Origin of the sequence: Candidatus Accumulibacter sp. ACC007 (genome assembly GCF_907163205.1) — a bacterium.
Taxonomy (GTDB): domain Bacteria; phylum Pseudomonadota; class Gammaproteobacteria; order Burkholderiales; family Rhodocyclaceae; genus Accumulibacter; species Accumulibacter regalis.
The window spans coordinates 782,099-799,199 of record NZ_CAJQUD010000001.1; the positions used below are offsets into that span (position 1 = coordinate 782,099).

Here is a 17,101-nt window from a genome sequence, read left to right on the forward strand (position 1 = left end):
TGTTGATTAGGTGCATTATCGGTTTGCCCTGAAGTGATCGGGTTGACGTGGATCAAACGCCGGGTTTAGTGAAAAGGACGCAGATGTCGACGAACGATGCGACCGCGAGACTTGCCTTTGAGGTCGTAAAGACGGCCTGTTCGAACTGCAATCTGCGCGAGCTCTGCCTCCCTATCGGCCTTGACGCCGACGAACTGAGAAAGCTCGACGAACTGGTGTCGACGCGCAGACGCCTCAAGCGGGGCGATCACCTGTACCGTGCCGGGCAGAGCTTCGAGTCTATCTACGCGATCCGCAGCGGCTTTTTCAAGACCGATGTGCTGATCGAAGACGGTCGTGATCAGGTCACCGGCTTCCAAATGACCGGCGAGTTGCTCGGTCTGGATGGGATCAGCAGCGAAGTCCATACCTGCAACGCCATCGCTCTCGAGGATAGCGAGGTCTGCGCCATTCCGTTCTTGCATCTCGAAGGGCTGTCGCGGCAAATTCATACCCTGCAGCACCACTTTCACCAGGTGATGAGCCGCGAGATCGTTCGTGATCACGGGGTAATGATGTTGCTCGGCACGATGCGCGCCGAGGAACGCCTGGCGGCCTTCCTGCTCAACCTCTCGCAGCGCTTCAAGGCGCGCGGCTACTCGCCGGCCGAATTCAACCTGCGCATGTCGCGTGACGAAATCGGCAGCTATCTGGGCCTCAAACTGGAAACCGTCAGCCGCGCCTTTTCGCGCTTTCAGGACGAAGGGCTGCTCTCCGTTCACCAGAGAAAAATCCGCATTCTCAACACCGCCGGCCTGAAGAAACTGATGTCCCACCAGCGCGTTTGATGCGGCGCGAATAATGGCCTGCGTTGGCTCCCGTTTCAAGCGATTCCAGCCAAGGGGCCGAGTGCGCTGCGGCTGACAGCCACCGCAACGATGTAGGCAAAAGCCAGCAGTGCGGCGACGAAGAAGAGCGCACGCTGGCCCTGGCTGCGTCCACGCTTCAGAGCCATCGTCCCACAGCCAATGTAGATCAGCAGGCCGACCAGTTTCGCGGTCAGCCAGGGGGCAGCGAAGGGGTACTGAGCGCTGATCACGGCCATGGCGATGGCGCTGGTCAGCAGGATGGTATCGACGATGTGCGGCAGAACTCGGACCAGTGGTTGCTTCAGCCGCGGCGACCTCTCGAGCATCCAGATCCCACGCGCGAAGAAGCCGATGCCACTCAGCACGACGCAGCCGATGTGCAGGTATTTAAGCGTCAGATAAGTCATTGCTGGGCCTGTGCGACGGCAGCCGGCGTGCGCGTCAGGGTTTCGATTTCCAGCCGATGGCGACGGTAGAAGGCGACGGCGGCGAGCAGGTTGCTGAGCAACCAGGCATTAGCAAGCAACAGTGTCAGTCCCGCCGGATAGGTGAACCACTGCGGCCAGAGTACGGCGGCCAGCAGCAGCGCAAGGGCGGCAAAGTGCGCGTGCATCTGCCGGTGGACCTGTGGCGCGGCGATGACCTTGTTCATGTTCGGAGGAATCGCCCGGCCGCGTCCGAGATTCTGCAGGTGCGACCAGACCAGAAAGGGAACGATCTTGTAGAGCATGCCGATCATGACCGACATGAAGCCCCCGAATAGTGCCAGGACGCCGCACAGGAGAGGCCACTCGGGGCGCTCGGCCAGGGTCGGCCAGCTGCTGGCTGCAAGCCACAGCGAGCAGGCGGCCAGGGTGCTCAGCATTGCCACGCGCCAATACTGTTGCGTGGCGTCGAAACGGGCACGCTTGCTGCGGCTCTGCAGGTGCAGCGTCAGTGCCGCGAAAACGGCCACTGCGAGGACCGTGATGGCCGCGAGCAAGAGCGACGGCCATCGCCGGTCCGTCGTATCGGCGACACTCCAAACGACCAGCAGAGCGAGTAGCGACCACGAAAAGCGGCGCGCGAACCACTCAGGGTAGCCTGGTGTCATCTGGAACATCGGTACCACCACGAAGGCGACGGCAGCCAGCAGGATAACGCTCCAGCCGACCAAGCCCCAGCCGAGATGGATCGTCGTCAGCTGCATCACTGGCAAGGCCAGCGATCCATTGAGTGCCAGCGCCAGCAGCACGCCGAGACAGACCGTTGCAGTCAACCCGAGTAACGATAACTTCAGGCCCCGAATGGTGGGGTTGGTCGCAGGCACACCCCACAAGGCGTGCCCAGCGGCGGCAATGAACAGCGCAACACCGCTGCCAATAAAAAGCGCGGCCAGCCAGAATGCCAGCGGCTGGTAGCTCAGAAAGCCTGTCGCCAGAAGCAGCGCGCCCGGAGCGATCGCTGCGTGCACCAGGGTGGCGACCAGCCGCGGGTGCGAAATGTTCGCTCCGGCGACCACCGGAAGAATCTGGACCATCGCGCCGAGCATCACCTGCAGCATGAAGCCAACGGTGATTAGGTGCGTCAGCGCCAGGGCTGCGCCTGTCCAGCGCGAGGCGAACAGCTCGGGACCACTCCACAGCACGAGCAGGGCGGCGAGGATGGCAAACAGGGGAGCCGTCAGAAAAAAGCGCAGCGGGGCGGCAAGCGGGGGTGCCTGGTCGAACGACAGCAGCGCCTGCATTACGACTTTTGATGCTGGATCAGGACTTCCACCGTACCGTCAGCCTGGCGCTCGCTCTTCCAGGTGAAACCGTTGAGTTCGAGAGCCCTGTACAGCGGGTAAGGCTCACGGGGCAGGAGTACCAGGAGTTTTTCCGATGCGGCGAGCGTGTCGAGTGCTTCCATGGTGCGTACCATCGGTTCCGGTGGTTCCAGGTCGCGGGCGTCGAGAACGATTGGGGCTTTCGTCCGTGTCATGCTGGCGTCTTCGCGTCGGCAGCGAGTTGCTTCTGCAGCTTCGGCAGCAGGGCCTCGAGCTGGTCGGCCAACTGCTGGTCACACATCGGATAGAGGATGTTTTCTTCCTTGACGTTGTGTTGCTGAATCATGATCAGCAGCGTCTCGGCGTTGCCGCTGTAGTCGTCGACCGCGCGCTCAGCCAGTGCTGCTTCGGCGGCGGCAAGCAGCTGGCGCATCTGCACGTGCTCGCCGCGCATGACCTGCGTTGGCCCCTGGTACATGCCGGTACGCTTTTCGAAGAGCGGGAAGAGAATCGCTTCCTCGGCCTCGAAATGCTTCAGCATGGCTTTTCGGAAGCGGGAGAATTCGCCTTCCGCCAGAGCCCATTGGTCGTTTGCCACAGCGTTGTCGACCGTCGCCAGAAAGTCATCGCAGGAGCGATGGTCCCTGGTCATCAATTCGCTGATTTCGCGCATGAGGTGCCTCGTAAGGTTAGTCGTGCCATTGTCGGCGGCAGCCGTAGCGCCAGCGTTGATCGACATCAAACAATACTTTTGAGCATGTCGTGCGTTGAGACACGACCTGATTTGCTTCGACGGGCAGGCAACGACAGGCATCCGCCCAGAGCAGCAGATTTCCCGGCCGGCGCTTAGGCGGTTATCTGGGCAAAAAGTTCTCCGTGTTCCCGACTTTTTGCAAACTGCCCCAGCGAAAGATTGCTTTCCAGCCAGGGGACCGACCGTGTCCTGGCTTCGATGGGGACGGGGAGTCGATCCATAGTTTGACTTCCGTCAGGATTGGTGTGACCGTTGCGGCCTATAGTCGATTGTCAATCGACGTCACTGTGGAGGAAGCGCCATGTTCAAACACATTCTTGTTCCTGCTGATGGATCCGACCTTTCAAAGGAAACGGCCCGGCGCGCGGTTTCGTTTGCCAAGGAGGCTGGAGCGCGCATTACGGCTTTTTTTGCCAAACCGGAGTATCCGGTCAGTTACTACGGTGAAGGGGCTCTGATCGATCCGACGACCCCGGAGAAATTTGCCGAACTTGCCGAGCAGCAAGCCGAACAGGTTCTCGACTTCGTCGCTGGCCTGTGCAAGGACGCTGCTGTCCCGGTCGAAAAGCTCTCGCTGACCAGTGACATCCCCTACCAGGCGATCATCGACGCAGCCACGCAGTCAGGCTGCGACCTGATCTTCATGGCGTCGCACGGCCGCCGCGGAATCAGCGCTCTGTTGCTTGGCAGCGAGACGCACAAGGTGCTCACGCACTCTACCATTCCCGTCCTCGTCTATCGCTGATCAGCGCGCTAACCGAGAAGGCGCGCAAGCGCGCGCCGCAGCACTTGACTGGCCCGCCGCGACGAGCGCCGTCGGAGTGTGGCAAAATGCCTTGGGCGCTTGCGCGTTCGCTGGCCAAATGTGGCTAGCGACGGAAGGAGTTGAACGAGCATGCGGTGCTTCAGGAAAGTAGTTGGCTGGCGCCGCCGGGGGCCGATTTTCGCCTGCTGCCTCGCCGTTGGCTGGAGCGCAGTCGAGGCGGTTGATGTCGGGCTGGCCGGCGTATTTCCGGGCAAGGCGCTACTGACCATCGACGGTGGCGCGCCGCGAACCGTGGCCGTCGGCGCAGAGACCAGCGAAGGTGTTCGCGTACTGGCTGTCGACCGTGAGTCGGCGACCATCGAGAGCGACGGAAAGAAGCGTACCCTGCGCGTTGGGCAGAACGTCGTGTCCAGCTCTTCGCAACAGGGCGGTGGCCGGGTGGTATTGACTGCCGACGGCAATGGCCATTTCCTGACCACCGGAAACATCAACGGATCGACCGTTCGTTTTCTGGTCGATACCGGCGCGACAATGATCTCGCTCGGTGCCAGCGATGCGCGACGCATCGGCATTGACGCCAGCAAGGGCCAGCCAGCGGTGGTGAACACCGCCAACGGACAGGCACGCGTCTCTCGTGTCCAGCTGGATAGCGTACGTGTCGGCGAGATTGTCCTGCACGGTATCGATGCACTGGTGCACCCACAGGACATGCCGGTTGTGTTGCTCGGCATGACTTTCTTGAACCGTATGGAAATGCAGCGTGACGGTCAGACGATGACCCTCAGAAGGCGCTACTAGGAGGAGTCGATGATGCGAGTGCGCAGCGAAGAAGCAAGCATGTTGAGCCGTGAGCTCGATATCCTGATGAGCGAGCGGCAGACGCTGCTGGAGGTCGTTGGTGCCGCCGCCGCGCTGATCGCATCGCTCGACAGCCGCACGCTGCCGCCGACTGCGGTCAGATCGGCGGATCTCGTGGCGACGACGATCAATGCCTTGTCGGACGAGACCTTGCGCGACGCACTTGCCGCCGTGCGCGCAGAGATCGAGGACGACGGCGGTGAGCGGGAAGGCGAACGTGTTGTCAGCCACTGAGGCCTTGGCAGGCTCAGCGACCGAGGTCAGCGGTAGCGCCGTCGACCTCGATCATTTGCGGCAGGTCTTGGCTGCGGAGCCGGCGCGCACTCCCTGTGTTCTCGAAGACGGTGTTGGCGACGAGGAACTGCTGCCGGCTGCCGTACTTTTTCCGATTGTTCGCCGTAATGGCCAGCTGACCGTATTGCTTACCCAGCGCACGGCGCACTTGCGGGACCATCCCGGGCAGGTGAGCTTTCCGGGAGGCCGTTGCGAAGCGAGCGACGTATCGCCGGCTGCTACGGCGCTGCGCGAGACCAGCGAGGAAATCGGCCTGGCGCCGGCGCACGTGGAAATCGTTGGCTATCTGCCCGAGTATCGTACCTCGACCGGCTTCCGGGTCACTCCGGTGGTGGCCATGGTGACGCCACCTTTCGATTTGCAGCTCGACGCCTTCGAGGTGGCGGAAGCATTCGAGGTGCCCTTGTCATTCCTGATGAATCCCGCCAATCACCAACAGCATTCGCTTCACTACCGGGGCAAGCTGCGTCACTACTACGCGATGCCCTACGGCGACTACTTCATCTGGGGTGCCACGGCAGGGATCATCATGTCGCTCTACCGGGCACTCGAGATAGCCTCCCGCTAATCGAGAACCAGCTCGACTTTCTCGAGAAACTGCTCCACCTTCTTCCGGTCAGGGACCGTGCTGAGCGCCAGGTGGAGTTGACCAAAGTGCCGCCGCAGTTCGTCCACGGTTTCCGCTTTCTCGATTACGCTCACCAGAGCGAGCGCTTCGGAACCGAGTAACTCGTACAGTGTGCGAATGACGTAGCTCTTGGCGAGGCTGATGTCCTCGTCGGGCAGTAGCGCTGGAGTTGTGGCTGCTGTGGACCCCGACAACTGCTGCACGAAGCCACCGCTGAGCAACTGTGCGAGCTGCCGCTTGCCGTCCGCCGATGATGTGCAGAGGGCGAGCAACTGCTCTCCCGTGCGGTGCCCGTCGATCATGATCAGCATGGCACGCACTCGTGACGGCAAGCGATGAGCGCGGGTGGAGACCTCATCCTGTCCCTTCTCTGTCTTGCTGAATACGGAAGATAGTTCCATCCTGAAAAGCCTTGTGGAAGCCCTGGAGCCATATTGCGAGAAGAGGCGCGCTTCTGCAAGTCCCCAAAAAATTAGGGTAAGTTCCTCATTTGACGACGGCGTCGCCGCGAACTGAGCAGATGCGGCAGCCAGTCTCACGCCGCTTTGTCGATCGACCCCTGTGCGCCTCACCGGGTGGGTCGCAAGCCGCCAAGCCGCCGAAACGGGCTTTTTGCATTGCTGATCGCGGTTGGTGGCCTGCTGCTCCGCGGCGTCATCGCGGCTGCCCTTGCCCACCTCAACCCGCTGCCCGCCTTGAGCTCAAATGTTCCCGTACTCTGTGTAACGGCGGGGTTTGTACGGTTCGCCAACCATTATACGGACATTCGACAGGCGGTTTGGCATGAGTGAGCTGGGGCCGGCGTGCAAACTGCCTGCCGGATGGAGCGAGACGGCCGTTGCTCGCGCTGTGGACGCGGCGAGCGCCCGGCTTGCCGTCGACGAGGCGTTGCGCGCCGCACATCGGCCGTTTCATGAAGCGCTTTTCTGGTTTCTGGTGCGGCCTGGCCTCTGCCGCGTGCTTCATCTAGCGGGCGGGGCTTTCTTTTCCGCTTCCCCCGGGAAGCGCAGCGATGGAGAAATCGGGCTCTATGTCGTTTCGTGTGGAACCGGCGATGGGTTTCGCGTTTTGAGGGAGCGGTGATGTCAAGGGCGGACGCAGTCCGGGCGCAGCCGAACCCTTTACATCGCTGCTCGCTCGCTTACGCTTGCTCCGGGCCGAGGAAGGCAGTCTGCCGCCCTCGGCATGGAGGACAATGGCGGCCTTTCCTCTCGCGGCTGCTTCCTCATGATTGAAACGCTGTTCACCCAGGCTCTGGGTCTCGTTGCTCCTTGGCAGGTCGATGAAGTCATCTTCAAGCCAGAGAACGGGCGGATCGATTTCCAGGTCGGATTTGGCGCCGCCATTCACGCTTGCCCAGCTTGCGGTGCAGCGGCGCAGCCGCTGCACGACCGCTTGGCGCGCTCTTGGCGCCATCTGGATTTCTTCCAATACGAGGCCCACCTGCATGCCGAGGTGCCGCGAGTGGCCTGTGCCGATTGCGGCAAGGTGACGCAGATCGCCGTACCCTGGGCGCGTGAAGGCAGTGGCTTCACCCTGCTGTTCGAGGCCTTGACGCTGATGCTGGCGCCGACCATGTCGGTCCTGGCGGCCGGCCGACTGCTGCGTGTCCGCAGTCGCCGACTGTGGCGCGTGATCAATCATCATGTGGGCCGGGCGCGCGCCCGGGAAAGTCATGCCAGGGTTCGCGCGATCGGCGTCGATGAGACCGCGAGCAAGCGCGGTCAGACGTACCTCTCTGTTTTTTATGACCTCGACGCACAGCGTCTGCTGTTTGCGACGCCGGGCCGGGACAAGGCCACGCTCGGGAAGTTCGCCAGCGACCTCAGGGCGCATGGTGGCCAGCCCACCGCGATCACCCATGTCAGCATGGACATGAGCGGCTCGTTTCAGGCCGGCGCCGCCGAGCACTTTCCAGCAGCCGAGGTCTGCTTTGATCGCTTTCACGTCGTTGCTTTGAGCAGCACGGCGCTGGACGAGGTGCGACGCGCCGAGGTCAAGACCGCGCCCGAACTCAAAGGCACCCGCTGGGGCCTGCACAAGAAACCCGCCGACTGGACCGTCAAGCAAACCGACACCATGTACTGGTTGCAGCGCTCGAACCTCAAGACCGCACGGGCCTGGCGGATCAAGCAGGCGCTGCGCTCCATCTACGCCACCGCCACGACACCTGACGAGGCCAACCCCCTGCTCAAGCGCTGGCTCAGTTGGGCCAGCCGCTGCCGACTGGAACCCTTCAAGCGCCTCGGCCGGACCATCAGCAAGCATCTTCCTGGCGTCCTCAACGGTTTTCACCCCGGCAAGCACAATGGCCGGGTCGAAGCGATGAATCGAGCGCTCCAGGAGGCCAGAGCTCGCGCACGTGGCTATCGCCGCGTCGAAAACTTCATCGCCATGGCCTACCTCATCGCTGGAAAGCTCACTCATTTGCCCGCCTCGCCCTTCGCCCCATTCTTGCCCGTTCCACACGAAACGACCTAAACCCAGAAATCGGCGACTTCAGAAGCTGTACACGGCGAAGCTTTGCTATTATTGACTGGCTCTCCTTGTCGGCCACTGCTGCCGCGTTCGCCCTTTGCGGCCACTTCGACCTTGCGCTGCACTGTTGGCGAATGCTGATCGGGCAGAAACCCGGTGACCGGTGCAGGCTCTTGCCGGCCAGCGGCTCGGGAGCGCGGGGGGCGCCTTGGCCTGCCGTTCTGCGCATACGGCGATGCGACCGGCCAGGCGGACGCCGGTATCGGTGACGAAGCAGACGTTGATTTCATGGAGAGTGTCGTCGGTTTGATTTGGCGTGCACTGCTACTGTGGTTGTTGTTGTTTGGGCTTGCCAATCTGGTAGGCGGTTGATCGATTATTTACAGGAGTTTCTTCATGAGCAGAGAAGTCGTTGTACTAAGCGCAGCCCGTTCGGCCATTGGCACTTTTGGCGGTTCCCTGGCCAACATGGAGCCACATGAACTGGCCGGCACGGTAATGAAAGAGTCGATCGCCCGCTCGGGTGTTGATCCGCAGCAGATCAACTACGTCGCGGTCGGAAACGTCATTCCGACCGATTCGCGCTTCGCCTATGTCGCTCGTGTGGCGGCGATTCAGGCCGGACTCCCCATGGATTCGGTGGCCATGGCCGTCAACCGTCTGTGCGCCTCGGGCCTGCAGGGCATCGTGAGTAGTGCGCAGAACATCCTGCTCGGTGACTCCGATTATGGCGTGGGCGGTGGTGTCGAGGTCATGTCGCGCGGTTCCTATATGCTGCCGGCGATGCGCTCGGGCGCACGTATGGGTGATGCCAAGGCCATTGACATGATGGTGGCGACACTCAACGATCCCTTCGGTGTCGGTCACATGGGCGTGACTGCCGAGAATCTCGCCAAGAAATGGGATATCAGCCGCGAAGAGCAGGATGCGCTTGCCGTCGAGTCGCATCGCCGTGCCGCGGCCGCCGTCGCCGAGGGCCGCTTCAAGTCGCAGATCGTGCCGATCGTGATGAAGACCCGCAAGGGAGATGTGATCTTCGATACCGATGAGCACATCAAGGCGACGACGACGATGGAGACGCTGGGCAAGATGAAGCCCGCTTTCATCAAGGACGGAACGGTGACTGCCGGTAACGCATCGGGTATCAACGACGGCGCCGCGTTCATGGTGCTGGCTGCTGCCGATGTCGCCGCTGCTGCCGGCCAGAAGCCGATCGCGCGTCTGGTTGCCTACGCCGTCGCCGGCGTGCCAAACGAGATCATGGGTGAAGGCCCGATCCCGGCGAGCAAGCTGGTCCTCAAGAAGGCCGGTCTGACCCTCGACCAGATGGATGTCGTCGAGTCCAACGAAGCCTTTGCGGCGCAGGCCATCGCGGTCAACAAGGGGCTTGGCCTCGACCCGGTCAAGACCAACCCGAATGGCGGCGCCATCGCTCTCGGCCACCCGGTCGGCTGCTCGGGGGCGTTCATCGCCACCAAGGCGATCTACGAGTTGCAGCGCACCGGCGGCAAGTACGCGCTGGTCACCATGTGTATCGGTGGCGGCCAGGGTATCGCGGTAGTTTTCGAACGCCTCTGATTGCCGTTGCTGTTAAGCGGCACACGCCAGTAAAAAAGCCCGACCGTGAAGCGGTCGGGCTTTTTTTGCGCGGTGCTGGCGCTTCGCACAACTCATCCGGCTTGATCTGGAAGCCGCAGTCCGAGGGCAGCGTTCTCAGGTGTCGTGCCGTGTTCGACGACACCGAGCAGAGGGGCCGTCAGTCGCTCCTGCAGGGCCGCAAGGTTTTCGCTGCAGCGCAACATGGCCGGGTCGATACGGTTTGCGACCCAGCCGGCCAGCGGCAGGCCGCGTGCCAGGATGGCTTGTTGGGTCAGCAGCGCGTGGTTGATGCAGCCAAGGCGCATGCCGACGACCATAATCACCGGCAGCTTGAGCGCGGCTGCCATGTCGGCGGCGTCGTGCGCGCGACCCAGCGGGACGCAGAAGCCGCCGACACCCTCGACCAGAACCGCGTCGGCGAGCGTCTGCAGCTGGGCGAAAGCGGCGACGATCTGCGCCAGCTCGATGTGGCGACCTTCCTCCTCGGCAGCGATGTGCGGCGCGATTGCCGCCTTGAATCCGTAAGGATTGACCAATTCCCGTGGCGGCTGCAGCGACGATGCGGCGAGCAGGCGCTCGACGTCGTCGTTTCGGCCGCTGTCGTCGAAACCGGCGGCGATCGGCTTCATCGCCACCGCGCTCAGCCCGGCACGGCGAAGCGTATGCAACAGTGCGCAGGCAACGAAGGTCTTGCCGATTTCGGTATCGGTCCCGGTGACGAACCAGGCGGGCTTGTGTGGCGTGTGATCGGATTGCATGTGCTGTCTCATTTTCTGGCGTAGGCAAGAATGACGTCGTAACGCGCCGGCAGGCCGGCCGGCGTGCGGTGTTGCTCGTAGGCGTCCTGCACCCGCTGCCAGGCGCTACGGCCGAGCAGGCCGCTGCGTGCGCCTTCACCGACCGAGCTGGCGCCGATCTCCTTGATCGCGCGCAGCAGTGTCTTCAGGTTTGGGTAGTGCATGTTGATCGTCTGGCGTTGCACTCGGACTTCGGAAAAGCCGGCCACGGTCAGCGCTGAGCGGATTGCCGCTGGCTCGCTGAAGGGGAGCGTGTGTCGGTAGCGGTCGATACCGACGAAAGCCTCGCTCAGTTCGGAAAAGGTCTCCGGTCCGAGCGTGCTCAGCGCCAGTTGTCCGCCTGGGCGCAGAACACGCCGTGCTTCGGCAAACACCTTGCCGCTGTCGCACCATTGCACGGTCAGGTTGGACCACCAGGTCGAGAAGCTCTCGTCGCTGCAGGGTAGCGCTTCGATGTCTGCGGCAAGACAGGTATCGGCCTCGTTTCGGGCGATGGCGAGCATCGTCGTCGCGAAGTCTACGGCGGTGATGTGCGCGCCGGGCCAGCGCGTGCGCAGCAGGCGGCAACCATAACCCGTTCCGCAGCCGGCATCGAGGATCGCGCCTGGTTCGGGAAGCGGCGCGAAATCGGTCAGCAGGCGCTCACAGACCTGACGCTGCAGGACTGCCGCGTCGTCGTACGAGCCTGCGGCACGTTCGAAGGACTCGCGAACGCGCGGCTTAGGCGGTAACAGGGACATGACAGAAGTCGTCCAGCAGTCGCGCAAAGCGCTCCGGGTTGGCCAGGAAGGGGACGTGTCCGACGCCGTCAAAAACGTCCAGCTGCGCGTTGGCGAGTTGTCCGGAAGCGCAAACTGCAGCGGCCAGCGGGTTCAGCGAATCGTTTTCGCCGTGGATCAGCAGGCAGCGCGTGGCAATGGTCGGCAGCAGCGGCCGTAGATCGACCTCGCGCAGCCACTCCAGGCCGCAGCGCAGCGCGTCACTGTCGGGAACGGGTGCCTTGCGCAGACCGGCGAGGAGCGTACGGGTGATTTCCCGCGCCCTGGCGTCACCTTGGCTGAGGAGAGCGGCGAAACGCTGCAGGGTCTGCTCCGGTTGAGCCTGTACGCTGGCCGAAAAGCTGCCGAGCAGTGCTGGCGTCTGTGCTCCCTGCCAGTCCGCGCGCTGCATGAAACACGGCGTGCTGCCGACCAGGATCAGCCCGGACACCCGTTCTGGCGCCAGCAGCGCGGCGCGCATCGCCAGCAGGCCGCCAAGCGACCAGCCACACAGGGTAATCCGCTCCGGCAGCGCGTCGAGCAGCGTCTGCGCCGTCGCCAAGAAGTCAGGGAAGGTCTTGCGCGCGTCGCCATCGGCGGGGCTCCGGGCGTAGCCGGGCAGGTCGACAACGTGCACCCGGCAGTTTCGTGACAGGCGGTCGAGCACGGCTTGCCAAACCCAGCTGCCCAGCCCCCAGCCGTGGATCAGGGCCAGATCCGGGCCGCTGCCCATGATCGAGGTCATGCCAGTTCCCGCAGTGCGTCGACCAGTAGCCCAACCTGTTCGTCACTGTGGCTTGCCGTCAGCGATAGGCGCAGGCGTGCAGTCCCCGCGGCCACCGTCGGCGGCCGGATCGCCGGAACCCACAGGCCGCGCTCGTAGAGCGCGCCGGCGACGCGCAGCGTCTCGTGGTTGTCGCCGATGAGCACCGGCTGGATCGCCGTCGGCGAAGGCAACAGGCGCCAGCGTGTGCTGGCCAGTCCGTCGCGTAATTGAGCGATCAGTTGCCACAGGCGACTGCGCCGGGCGTCGCCGCTGGCGATCAGCTCCAGGCTGGCGAGCAGCGCGCAAGCGATGGCCGGGCTGCCGGCAGTCGTGAAGATGTAGGTGCGGGCGCGCTGTTCCAGCCAGTCGATGACCGTCGTGTCACCGGCGACAAAAGCCCCGGCAGCGCCGGCCGCCTTGCCGAAGGTACCCATGTAGAGCAGGCGCCGGGCGGCTGGAAGCTGAAAATGCGCGATGCTGCCACGGCCCTGGGCACCGAGGACGCCGAATCCATGGGCATCGTCGATCACCAGCCAGGCATCGAAGCGTTCGGCCAGCTCAAGCAATCCCGGCAAGGGTGCCAGGTCGCCGTCCATGCTGAATACCGCGTCGCTGAGGATCAGCTTGCGACGTGCCGGGCTGGCGGCGAGCAGGCGCTCGAGTGCGGCCAGGTCGCCGTGCGCGTAGCGCTGGCTGTCGGCGCGCGAGAGCTGCACGGCGTCGATCAGCGAAGCGTGGTTGAGGCGGTCGGCGAAAACCGCGTCCTTGCGCCCGACCAGGGCCGGGACGATCCCCAGATTGGCCATGTAGCCGGTCGAGAAGAGCAGTGCTCGGGCAAAACCCGTGAAATCGGCGAGCTTCTGCTCAAGCGCGGCGTGCGGCGTCAGGTGGCCGCTGACCAGATGCGAGGCGCCGCTGCCGACGCCCCAGGTTCTGGCACCGGCGCTGGCGGCCTCGATCAACGCCGGGTCATTGGCCAGTCCGAGGTAATCGTTGCTGCAGAAGCTGATCAGCGGGCGACCATCGACACGGGCCTGCGGACCGCAGGGAAAGGCCAGGGTGCGGCGCTCGCGTTTGAGGCCGGCCGCCCGCAGGGCATCGACTTCGCTTTGCAGTTCTTCCCAGATCATGAGCGCAGTGCGGCGTCCAGTGCGGCGATGGCGCGCGCGACGAGGAACTCGCATTCCTCGTGGCTGATCACGTACGGCGGCATGAAATAGACGGTATTGCCGATCGGGCGCAGAAGGATTTCCCTGGCCAGCGCCTGCCGGTAGAAGTGCTCTGAAAACTGCGCATCGTCGCTGAGCACGTCGAAAGCGGCGATCATGCCGCGCTGGCGAAGATGACGCACACGCGGGTGATCGGCCAGTGGCTCGAGGCAGCTGGCGAGGTGCGCGCTGAGGACCCGGTTGCTTTCGATGACCCGATCTTCGGCAAAGATGTCGAGCGTCGCCAGGGCCGCCCGGCAGGCCAGTGCGTTGCCGGTATAGGAGTGTGAGTGAAGAAAGCCGCGGCTGACGCTGTCGTCGTAAAACGCCGCATAGACGGTGTCCGTGGTGAGCACCATCGACAGCGGCAGGTAGCCGCCGGAGATACCCTTCGAAAGGCACAAAAAGTCCGGCCGGATGCCCGCCTGCTCATGGGCAAAGAAAGTGCCACTACGGCCGCAGCCGACAGCAATCTCGTCACAGATCAGGTGCACCTGGTAGCGGTCGCACAGGGCGCGGGCCAGGCGCAGGTATTCCGGGTCGTACATCGCCATGCCGCTGGCACACTGAATGAGCGGCTCGACGATCAGCGCGGCGATGCGCTGGTGGTGCTCGTCGAGATGCTTCTCGAGCGCTGCGGCGGCGCGCCGGGCGACGTCAACGGCGTTTTCTCCGTCTTCCGCCAGGCGTGCGTCGGGCGTCGGCACGGTGCTCGCCGGGCGAATCAGCGGCGCGTAGGCGTCCTTGAAGATGGCCACGTCGGTCACCGCCAGCGCGCCGACGGTCTCGCCGTGATAACTGCCACGCAGGCAAAGGAATTCATGTTTGTTGGCGTGTCCGCGGTTTCGCCACGAGTGAAACGACATCTTGAGCGCGATTTCAGTCGCCGAGGCGCCGTCAGACGCGTAGAAACAATGGCCGAGCTCGCCGCCGGTCAGCGCTGAGAGGCGCTCCGAAAGCTCGATGACCGGCCGGTGCGTGCAGCCGGCAAGGATCACGTGTTCGAGTTGCTCGAGCTGTTCACGCAGCGCGGCGTTGATGCGCGGATTGCAGTGACCAAACAGATTGACCCACCACGAGCTGATCCCGTCCAGGTAGCGCCGACCATCGAAGTCGTGCAGCCAGACGCCCTTGCCGCGGGCGATGGGAATCATCGGCAGGGCGCCGCCAGCCGCGTGCTGCTTCATCTGGGTGCACGGGTGCCAGACGGCGGCGAGGCTGCGTTGCAGCAGGTCGCCATTGCTCATGTGTTTTGGCGGTGGGCGGCGATGGGCAGCGGCGCCGGGTGACGAGTCAGCGGCTGCACGTCAGTGCAGGGTCTGCGAGGGCGCGTCGTCCTGCTCGGGCATCTCGGCATGTACCGTCTCGCCTTCGATGTTGGGATAGAGAGGGGCGCCACAGTCATCGCAGAACTCATAGGGGAACTGCTGGTCGAGGAGGGTGACTTCCTTGAGGCCGGTCTTGCGCAGGACACCTTCGATTTCTCCGGCGACATCGGTCGTTTCGTCCTCAATGCCCAGGAGAGGCCAGACAACGCCGTGGTAGATGACGTCCTCGTCGCGCGGCCCAAAGCCGATCCGGTATTCTTCCAGCCGCTTGTCGTGGAAGCCGCCAACGATGGCCCGCAGGTTGTCGGCGGTGTCGCCGAGCGTCGCCTGCAGGAAGGCCACCGAGGCGTTCAGAGAGTAAGGGCGCGAGGCGCTGTCGGCGGCGCGACAGGCGGCATGGTAGGCGTCGGCGAGCAGCGGCTGATAGGCACAACCGGTAAGCAGCGGTTCGAAGCAGGGCGTACCCTGGCGCACCCACTCCTTGAGGGCAGCCTCACGGGTGCTCTTGTCTTCGTCGTTCCAGCGGAAAAGCGGCATGCCTCGCGGCACGGCCAGCGCGCCGACCAGGTAGCGGGTGTCGGAGAGAAAACGGTTCGTTTCGGGCATGCTCGACGCGTCTACGCCGAGATCACAGCCGGCAAGCGCGGCCGCACCGAGCTTCTGCAGGAGTTGCCAGGTGTCGACAAAACTGTGCGGTAGCTGGTCCGGGCTGTACAGGTAATCAGCGAGCGCGACGCGGGCGCCGGCGGCAAACACGTGCGCCCCGAGCTGGACTTTCAAGGTCTGCAGCAGGCTCTGCGGGATCGCTGTCGCGGGGATCGAGAAGCGCGACCAGCCGAGTACCGGAACGGCGATCAGCAGGACGTCGAAATCCTGGCCGCGATCGAGCATGGTGCACGATTCGGCCTGTGACTCGACGATGTCGGCAAGATCGTCGTGGGCCATCGCGTGCGTGTCGAAGAGGCGGTCCAGCGAGGCGTTCAAGTCCTCCTCGGCGCCATCATGCAGCAGGCGGTCGACGAGCTCGGCCAGGCGTTTCTGCCAGAACAGATCTTCGATCTTGCTCCCGGACTCGGCAAGGCCGATGGCCAGGCGGCCCAGTTCGGTAGCGTCGGCAGAAATACGCTTGCGGGAGGAGAAGCGGTTGCGTTTCATCGTCGGGAGCCTGCGGCAGAGTCAATCCGACATTGTAGCAAGCTGGCGAGCCCGGCGTCCGCGCGCGTGCATCCTGATGACTATTCGTGCATCCACGCGCCGGGCCGCGCGACGTGCTGGCCGACGGTTCCCGGTCGCTGTGCAGAAAAGCCGACGCAGCAAGGAAACAGGTGTCGCGAGCGCCTCAGGCGACGCGCAACTGGGCCAGCGAAGCGAATGCAGCCCCGTTGCCGATATCCGGCGTAATGATCAGCTCGAGGACCTTGACCGCGGCGAGGTCGACACGATGGTCTTCGCTCTGGCTAGTGGCGCCATCCGGGCTGAAGTTCCACTGCTGCCTGACGATTTCCCGGAACGACTGCCCGCCATCGGCCGACCAGCGCAGGACGTACTCCTGGGTGCGCTGCACCGACGTTTCGACGAACGACAGGTAGATCCTGCGCAGCGCTTGCGGTTCGGCAAAGAGCAGACGGATGGTCTGTTTGCCGGGAACTGCGGCACGCCAGCCGCTGCCCTCGCCAAGTGCCAGGGCAGACTCGATGGGATGGGCGGCGTCTTCCGAGCTGATTTCCACCTCGGCCAGATCTTCGAGATCGAGCCACTCGCCAGTCGGCACCGTGCCGGTCGGTTGACTATCGGAGATTACTCGCTTGCGCATTCGTTCAATCCCTCATCAGTGACCGGCGCTCCGCGACGCGGAACCGGCAGGCCAGACCTGGCCAGCTACCCGGCTACGCTGGCCCTGGCTTCCGCGAGTCGTCCGGCAACCTCACGCTCGGCTTGAATCCAGTACTCGGTGGAAGATCCTTGAAAACCGTCATTTTCGGCGATGAAGTACGCTGCCGACTGGATCATGCAGTAGTGTTCTTCAGCGCTTGGCGTGTGTGCGGCGGCGGGCGCAGTGTTGACCTCGGCGACCGTTGTTGGCGCCGCTTTTCTCGCTGGAGCCTTTTTCACGGCGGCCACGGGGGTGGCGGCCTTTTCTGTTGCCGAAGCTGTCTTGGCTGCTGCTGCCTTGGGCGCTGCGGCAGCTTTGCTGGTCGCCGCCTTCCTAGGGGCGGGTTTCTTCGTGGTCGTGCCGCTCGTCGTCTCTTCAGCCATGATCTATCCCTTTTTT

20 protein-coding genes are annotated in these 17,101 nt (G+C 63.7%); 7 read left to right on the plus strand and 13 right to left on the minus strand.

What is annotated here, in order from left to right; translation table 11 throughout:
* Positions 1-83 precede the first annotated feature (83 nt).
* The gene (fnr, locus tag QZ634_RS03345; protein ID WP_291985566.1) at positions 84-827 is read left to right on the plus strand and encodes a fumarate/nitrate reduction transcriptional regulator Fnr; all 744 of its coding nucleotides are present in this window, start codon (positions 84-86) and stop codon (positions 825-827) included.
* A gap of 35 nt (positions 828-862) precedes the next feature.
* On the opposite strand, the gene QZ634_RS03350 is transcribed toward fnr, so the two are convergent.
* From QZ634_RS03350 to QZ634_RS03365, 4 genes are read right to left on the minus strand one after another with little or no spacing between them, the layout of a single operon-like run.
* Positions 863-1,255 (minus strand): SirB2 family protein, encoded by a 393-nt coding sequence (locus QZ634_RS03350; protein ID WP_291985568.1) that lies wholly within the window; start codon positions 1,253-1,255, stop codon positions 863-865.
* Complete coding sequence (locus tag QZ634_RS03355; protein WP_291985570.1) at positions 1,252-2,574, minus strand: hypothetical protein; 1,323 nt, start codon at positions 2,572-2,574, stop codon at positions 1,252-1,254. Before QZ634_RS03355 ends, QZ634_RS03350 begins: the two co-directional genes overlap by 4 nt.
* Entirely contained in the window at positions 2,574-2,810 is a 237-nt protein-coding gene (locus tag QZ634_RS03360; protein ID WP_291985572.1) for a DUF2249 domain-containing protein, read from the minus strand. Before QZ634_RS03360 ends, QZ634_RS03355 begins: the two co-directional genes overlap by 1 nt.
* Positions 2,807-3,268, minus strand: coding sequence for a hemerythrin domain-containing protein (locus QZ634_RS03365; protein ID WP_291985574.1), 462 nt, complete (start codon positions 3,266-3,268; stop codon positions 2,807-2,809). The genes QZ634_RS03360 and QZ634_RS03365 overlap by 4 nt, the downstream gene beginning before the upstream one ends.
* 382 nt (positions 3,269-3,650) lie before the next feature.
* Between QZ634_RS03365 and QZ634_RS03370 the strand changes: the two genes are divergently transcribed.
* From QZ634_RS03370 to QZ634_RS03385, 4 genes are all read left to right on the plus strand, one after another.
* Positions 3,651-4,094 (plus strand): universal stress protein, encoded by a 444-nt coding sequence (locus tag QZ634_RS03370; RefSeq protein WP_043568795.1) that lies wholly within the window; start codon positions 3,651-3,653, stop codon positions 4,092-4,094.
* Between the two features lie 150 nt (positions 4,095-4,244).
* The gene (locus QZ634_RS03375; protein ID WP_291985576.1) at positions 4,245-4,913 is read left to right on the plus strand and encodes a TIGR02281 family clan AA aspartic protease; all 669 of its coding nucleotides are present in this window, start codon (positions 4,245-4,247) and stop codon (positions 4,911-4,913) included.
* A 9-nt stretch (positions 4,914-4,922) separates the two neighbouring features.
* The gene (locus tag QZ634_RS03380; RefSeq protein WP_291985578.1) at positions 4,923-5,207 is read left to right on the plus strand and encodes a hypothetical protein; all 285 of its coding nucleotides are present in this window, start codon (positions 4,923-4,925) and stop codon (positions 5,205-5,207) included.
* On the plus strand, positions 5,194-5,835 hold the full coding sequence (locus QZ634_RS03385; protein ID WP_291985580.1) for a CoA pyrophosphatase: 642 nt from the start codon (positions 5,194-5,196) through the stop codon (positions 5,833-5,835). Before QZ634_RS03380 ends, QZ634_RS03385 begins: the two co-directional genes overlap by 14 nt.
* Here the strand turns inward: QZ634_RS03385 and QZ634_RS03390 are convergent.
* Positions 5,832-6,296: a hypothetical protein gene (locus QZ634_RS03390; protein WP_291985582.1), complete on the minus strand. Its 465-nt coding sequence runs from the start codon at positions 6,294-6,296 to the stop codon at positions 5,832-5,834. The two genes, QZ634_RS03385 and QZ634_RS03390, sit on opposite strands and share 4 nt — an antisense overlap.
* A gap of 826 nt (positions 6,297-7,122) precedes the next feature.
* Here QZ634_RS03390 and QZ634_RS03395 point away from each other — a divergent pair.
* Positions 7,123-8,376: an ISL3 family transposase gene (locus QZ634_RS03395; RefSeq protein ID WP_291987985.1), complete on the plus strand. Its 1,254-nt coding sequence runs from the start codon at positions 7,123-7,125 to the stop codon at positions 8,374-8,376.
* 393 nt (positions 8,377-8,769) lie between these two features.
* The gene (locus tag QZ634_RS03400) at positions 8,770-9,951 is read left to right on the plus strand and encodes an acetyl-CoA C-acyltransferase family protein (protein WP_291985584.1); all 1,182 of its coding nucleotides are present in this window, start codon (positions 8,770-8,772) and stop codon (positions 9,949-9,951) included.
* 92 nt (positions 9,952-10,043) lie between these two features.
* On the opposite strand, the gene bioD is transcribed toward QZ634_RS03400, so the two are convergent.
* The 8 genes from bioD to QZ634_RS03440 all read right to left on the minus strand — a co-directional run bounded on the left by bioD (position 10,044) and on the right by QZ634_RS03440 (position 17,085).
* Positions 10,044-10,730: a dethiobiotin synthase gene (gene bioD / locus QZ634_RS03405; protein WP_291985587.1), complete on the minus strand. Its 687-nt coding sequence runs from the start codon at positions 10,728-10,730 to the stop codon at positions 10,044-10,046.
* A gap of 8 nt (positions 10,731-10,738) precedes the next feature.
* Positions 10,739-11,509 carry a malonyl-ACP O-methyltransferase BioC gene (bioC, locus tag QZ634_RS03410; RefSeq protein ID WP_291985589.1) on the minus strand — a complete coding sequence of 257 codons (771 nt, stop codon included), beginning with the start codon at positions 11,507-11,509 and terminating at the stop codon, positions 10,739-10,741.
* Entirely contained in the window at positions 11,490-12,272 is a 783-nt protein-coding gene (locus QZ634_RS03415) for an alpha/beta fold hydrolase (RefSeq protein WP_291985590.1), read from the minus strand. Before QZ634_RS03415 ends, bioC begins: the two co-directional genes overlap by 20 nt.
* Positions 12,269-13,423, minus strand: coding sequence for an 8-amino-7-oxononanoate synthase (gene bioF / locus QZ634_RS03420; protein ID WP_291985592.1), 1,155 nt, complete (start codon positions 13,421-13,423; stop codon positions 12,269-12,271). Before bioF ends, QZ634_RS03415 begins: the two co-directional genes overlap by 4 nt.
* On the minus strand, positions 13,420-14,748 hold the full coding sequence (locus tag QZ634_RS03425; protein WP_291985594.1) for an adenosylmethionine--8-amino-7-oxononanoate transaminase: 1,329 nt from the start codon (positions 14,746-14,748) through the stop codon (positions 13,420-13,422). The genes bioF and QZ634_RS03425 overlap by 4 nt, the downstream gene beginning before the upstream one ends.
* Before the next feature lie 60 nt (positions 14,749-14,808).
* Positions 14,809-15,984, minus strand: a complete 1,176-nt coding sequence (locus tag QZ634_RS03430) for a DUF2863 family protein (RefSeq protein WP_291985596.1) — start codon at positions 15,982-15,984, stop codon at positions 14,809-14,811.
* A 184-nt stretch (positions 15,985-16,168) separates the two neighbouring features.
* Positions 16,169-16,642 (minus strand): carbohydrate-binding protein, encoded by a 474-nt coding sequence (locus tag QZ634_RS03435; RefSeq protein WP_291985598.1) that lies wholly within the window; start codon positions 16,640-16,642, stop codon positions 16,169-16,171.
* Positions 16,643-16,707: 65 nt separating this feature from the next.
* Positions 16,708-17,085, minus strand: a complete 378-nt coding sequence (locus QZ634_RS03440) for a DUF2934 domain-containing protein (protein ID WP_291985600.1) — start codon at positions 17,083-17,085, stop codon at positions 16,708-16,710.
* Between the last annotated feature and the right edge of the window lie 16 nt (positions 17,086-17,101).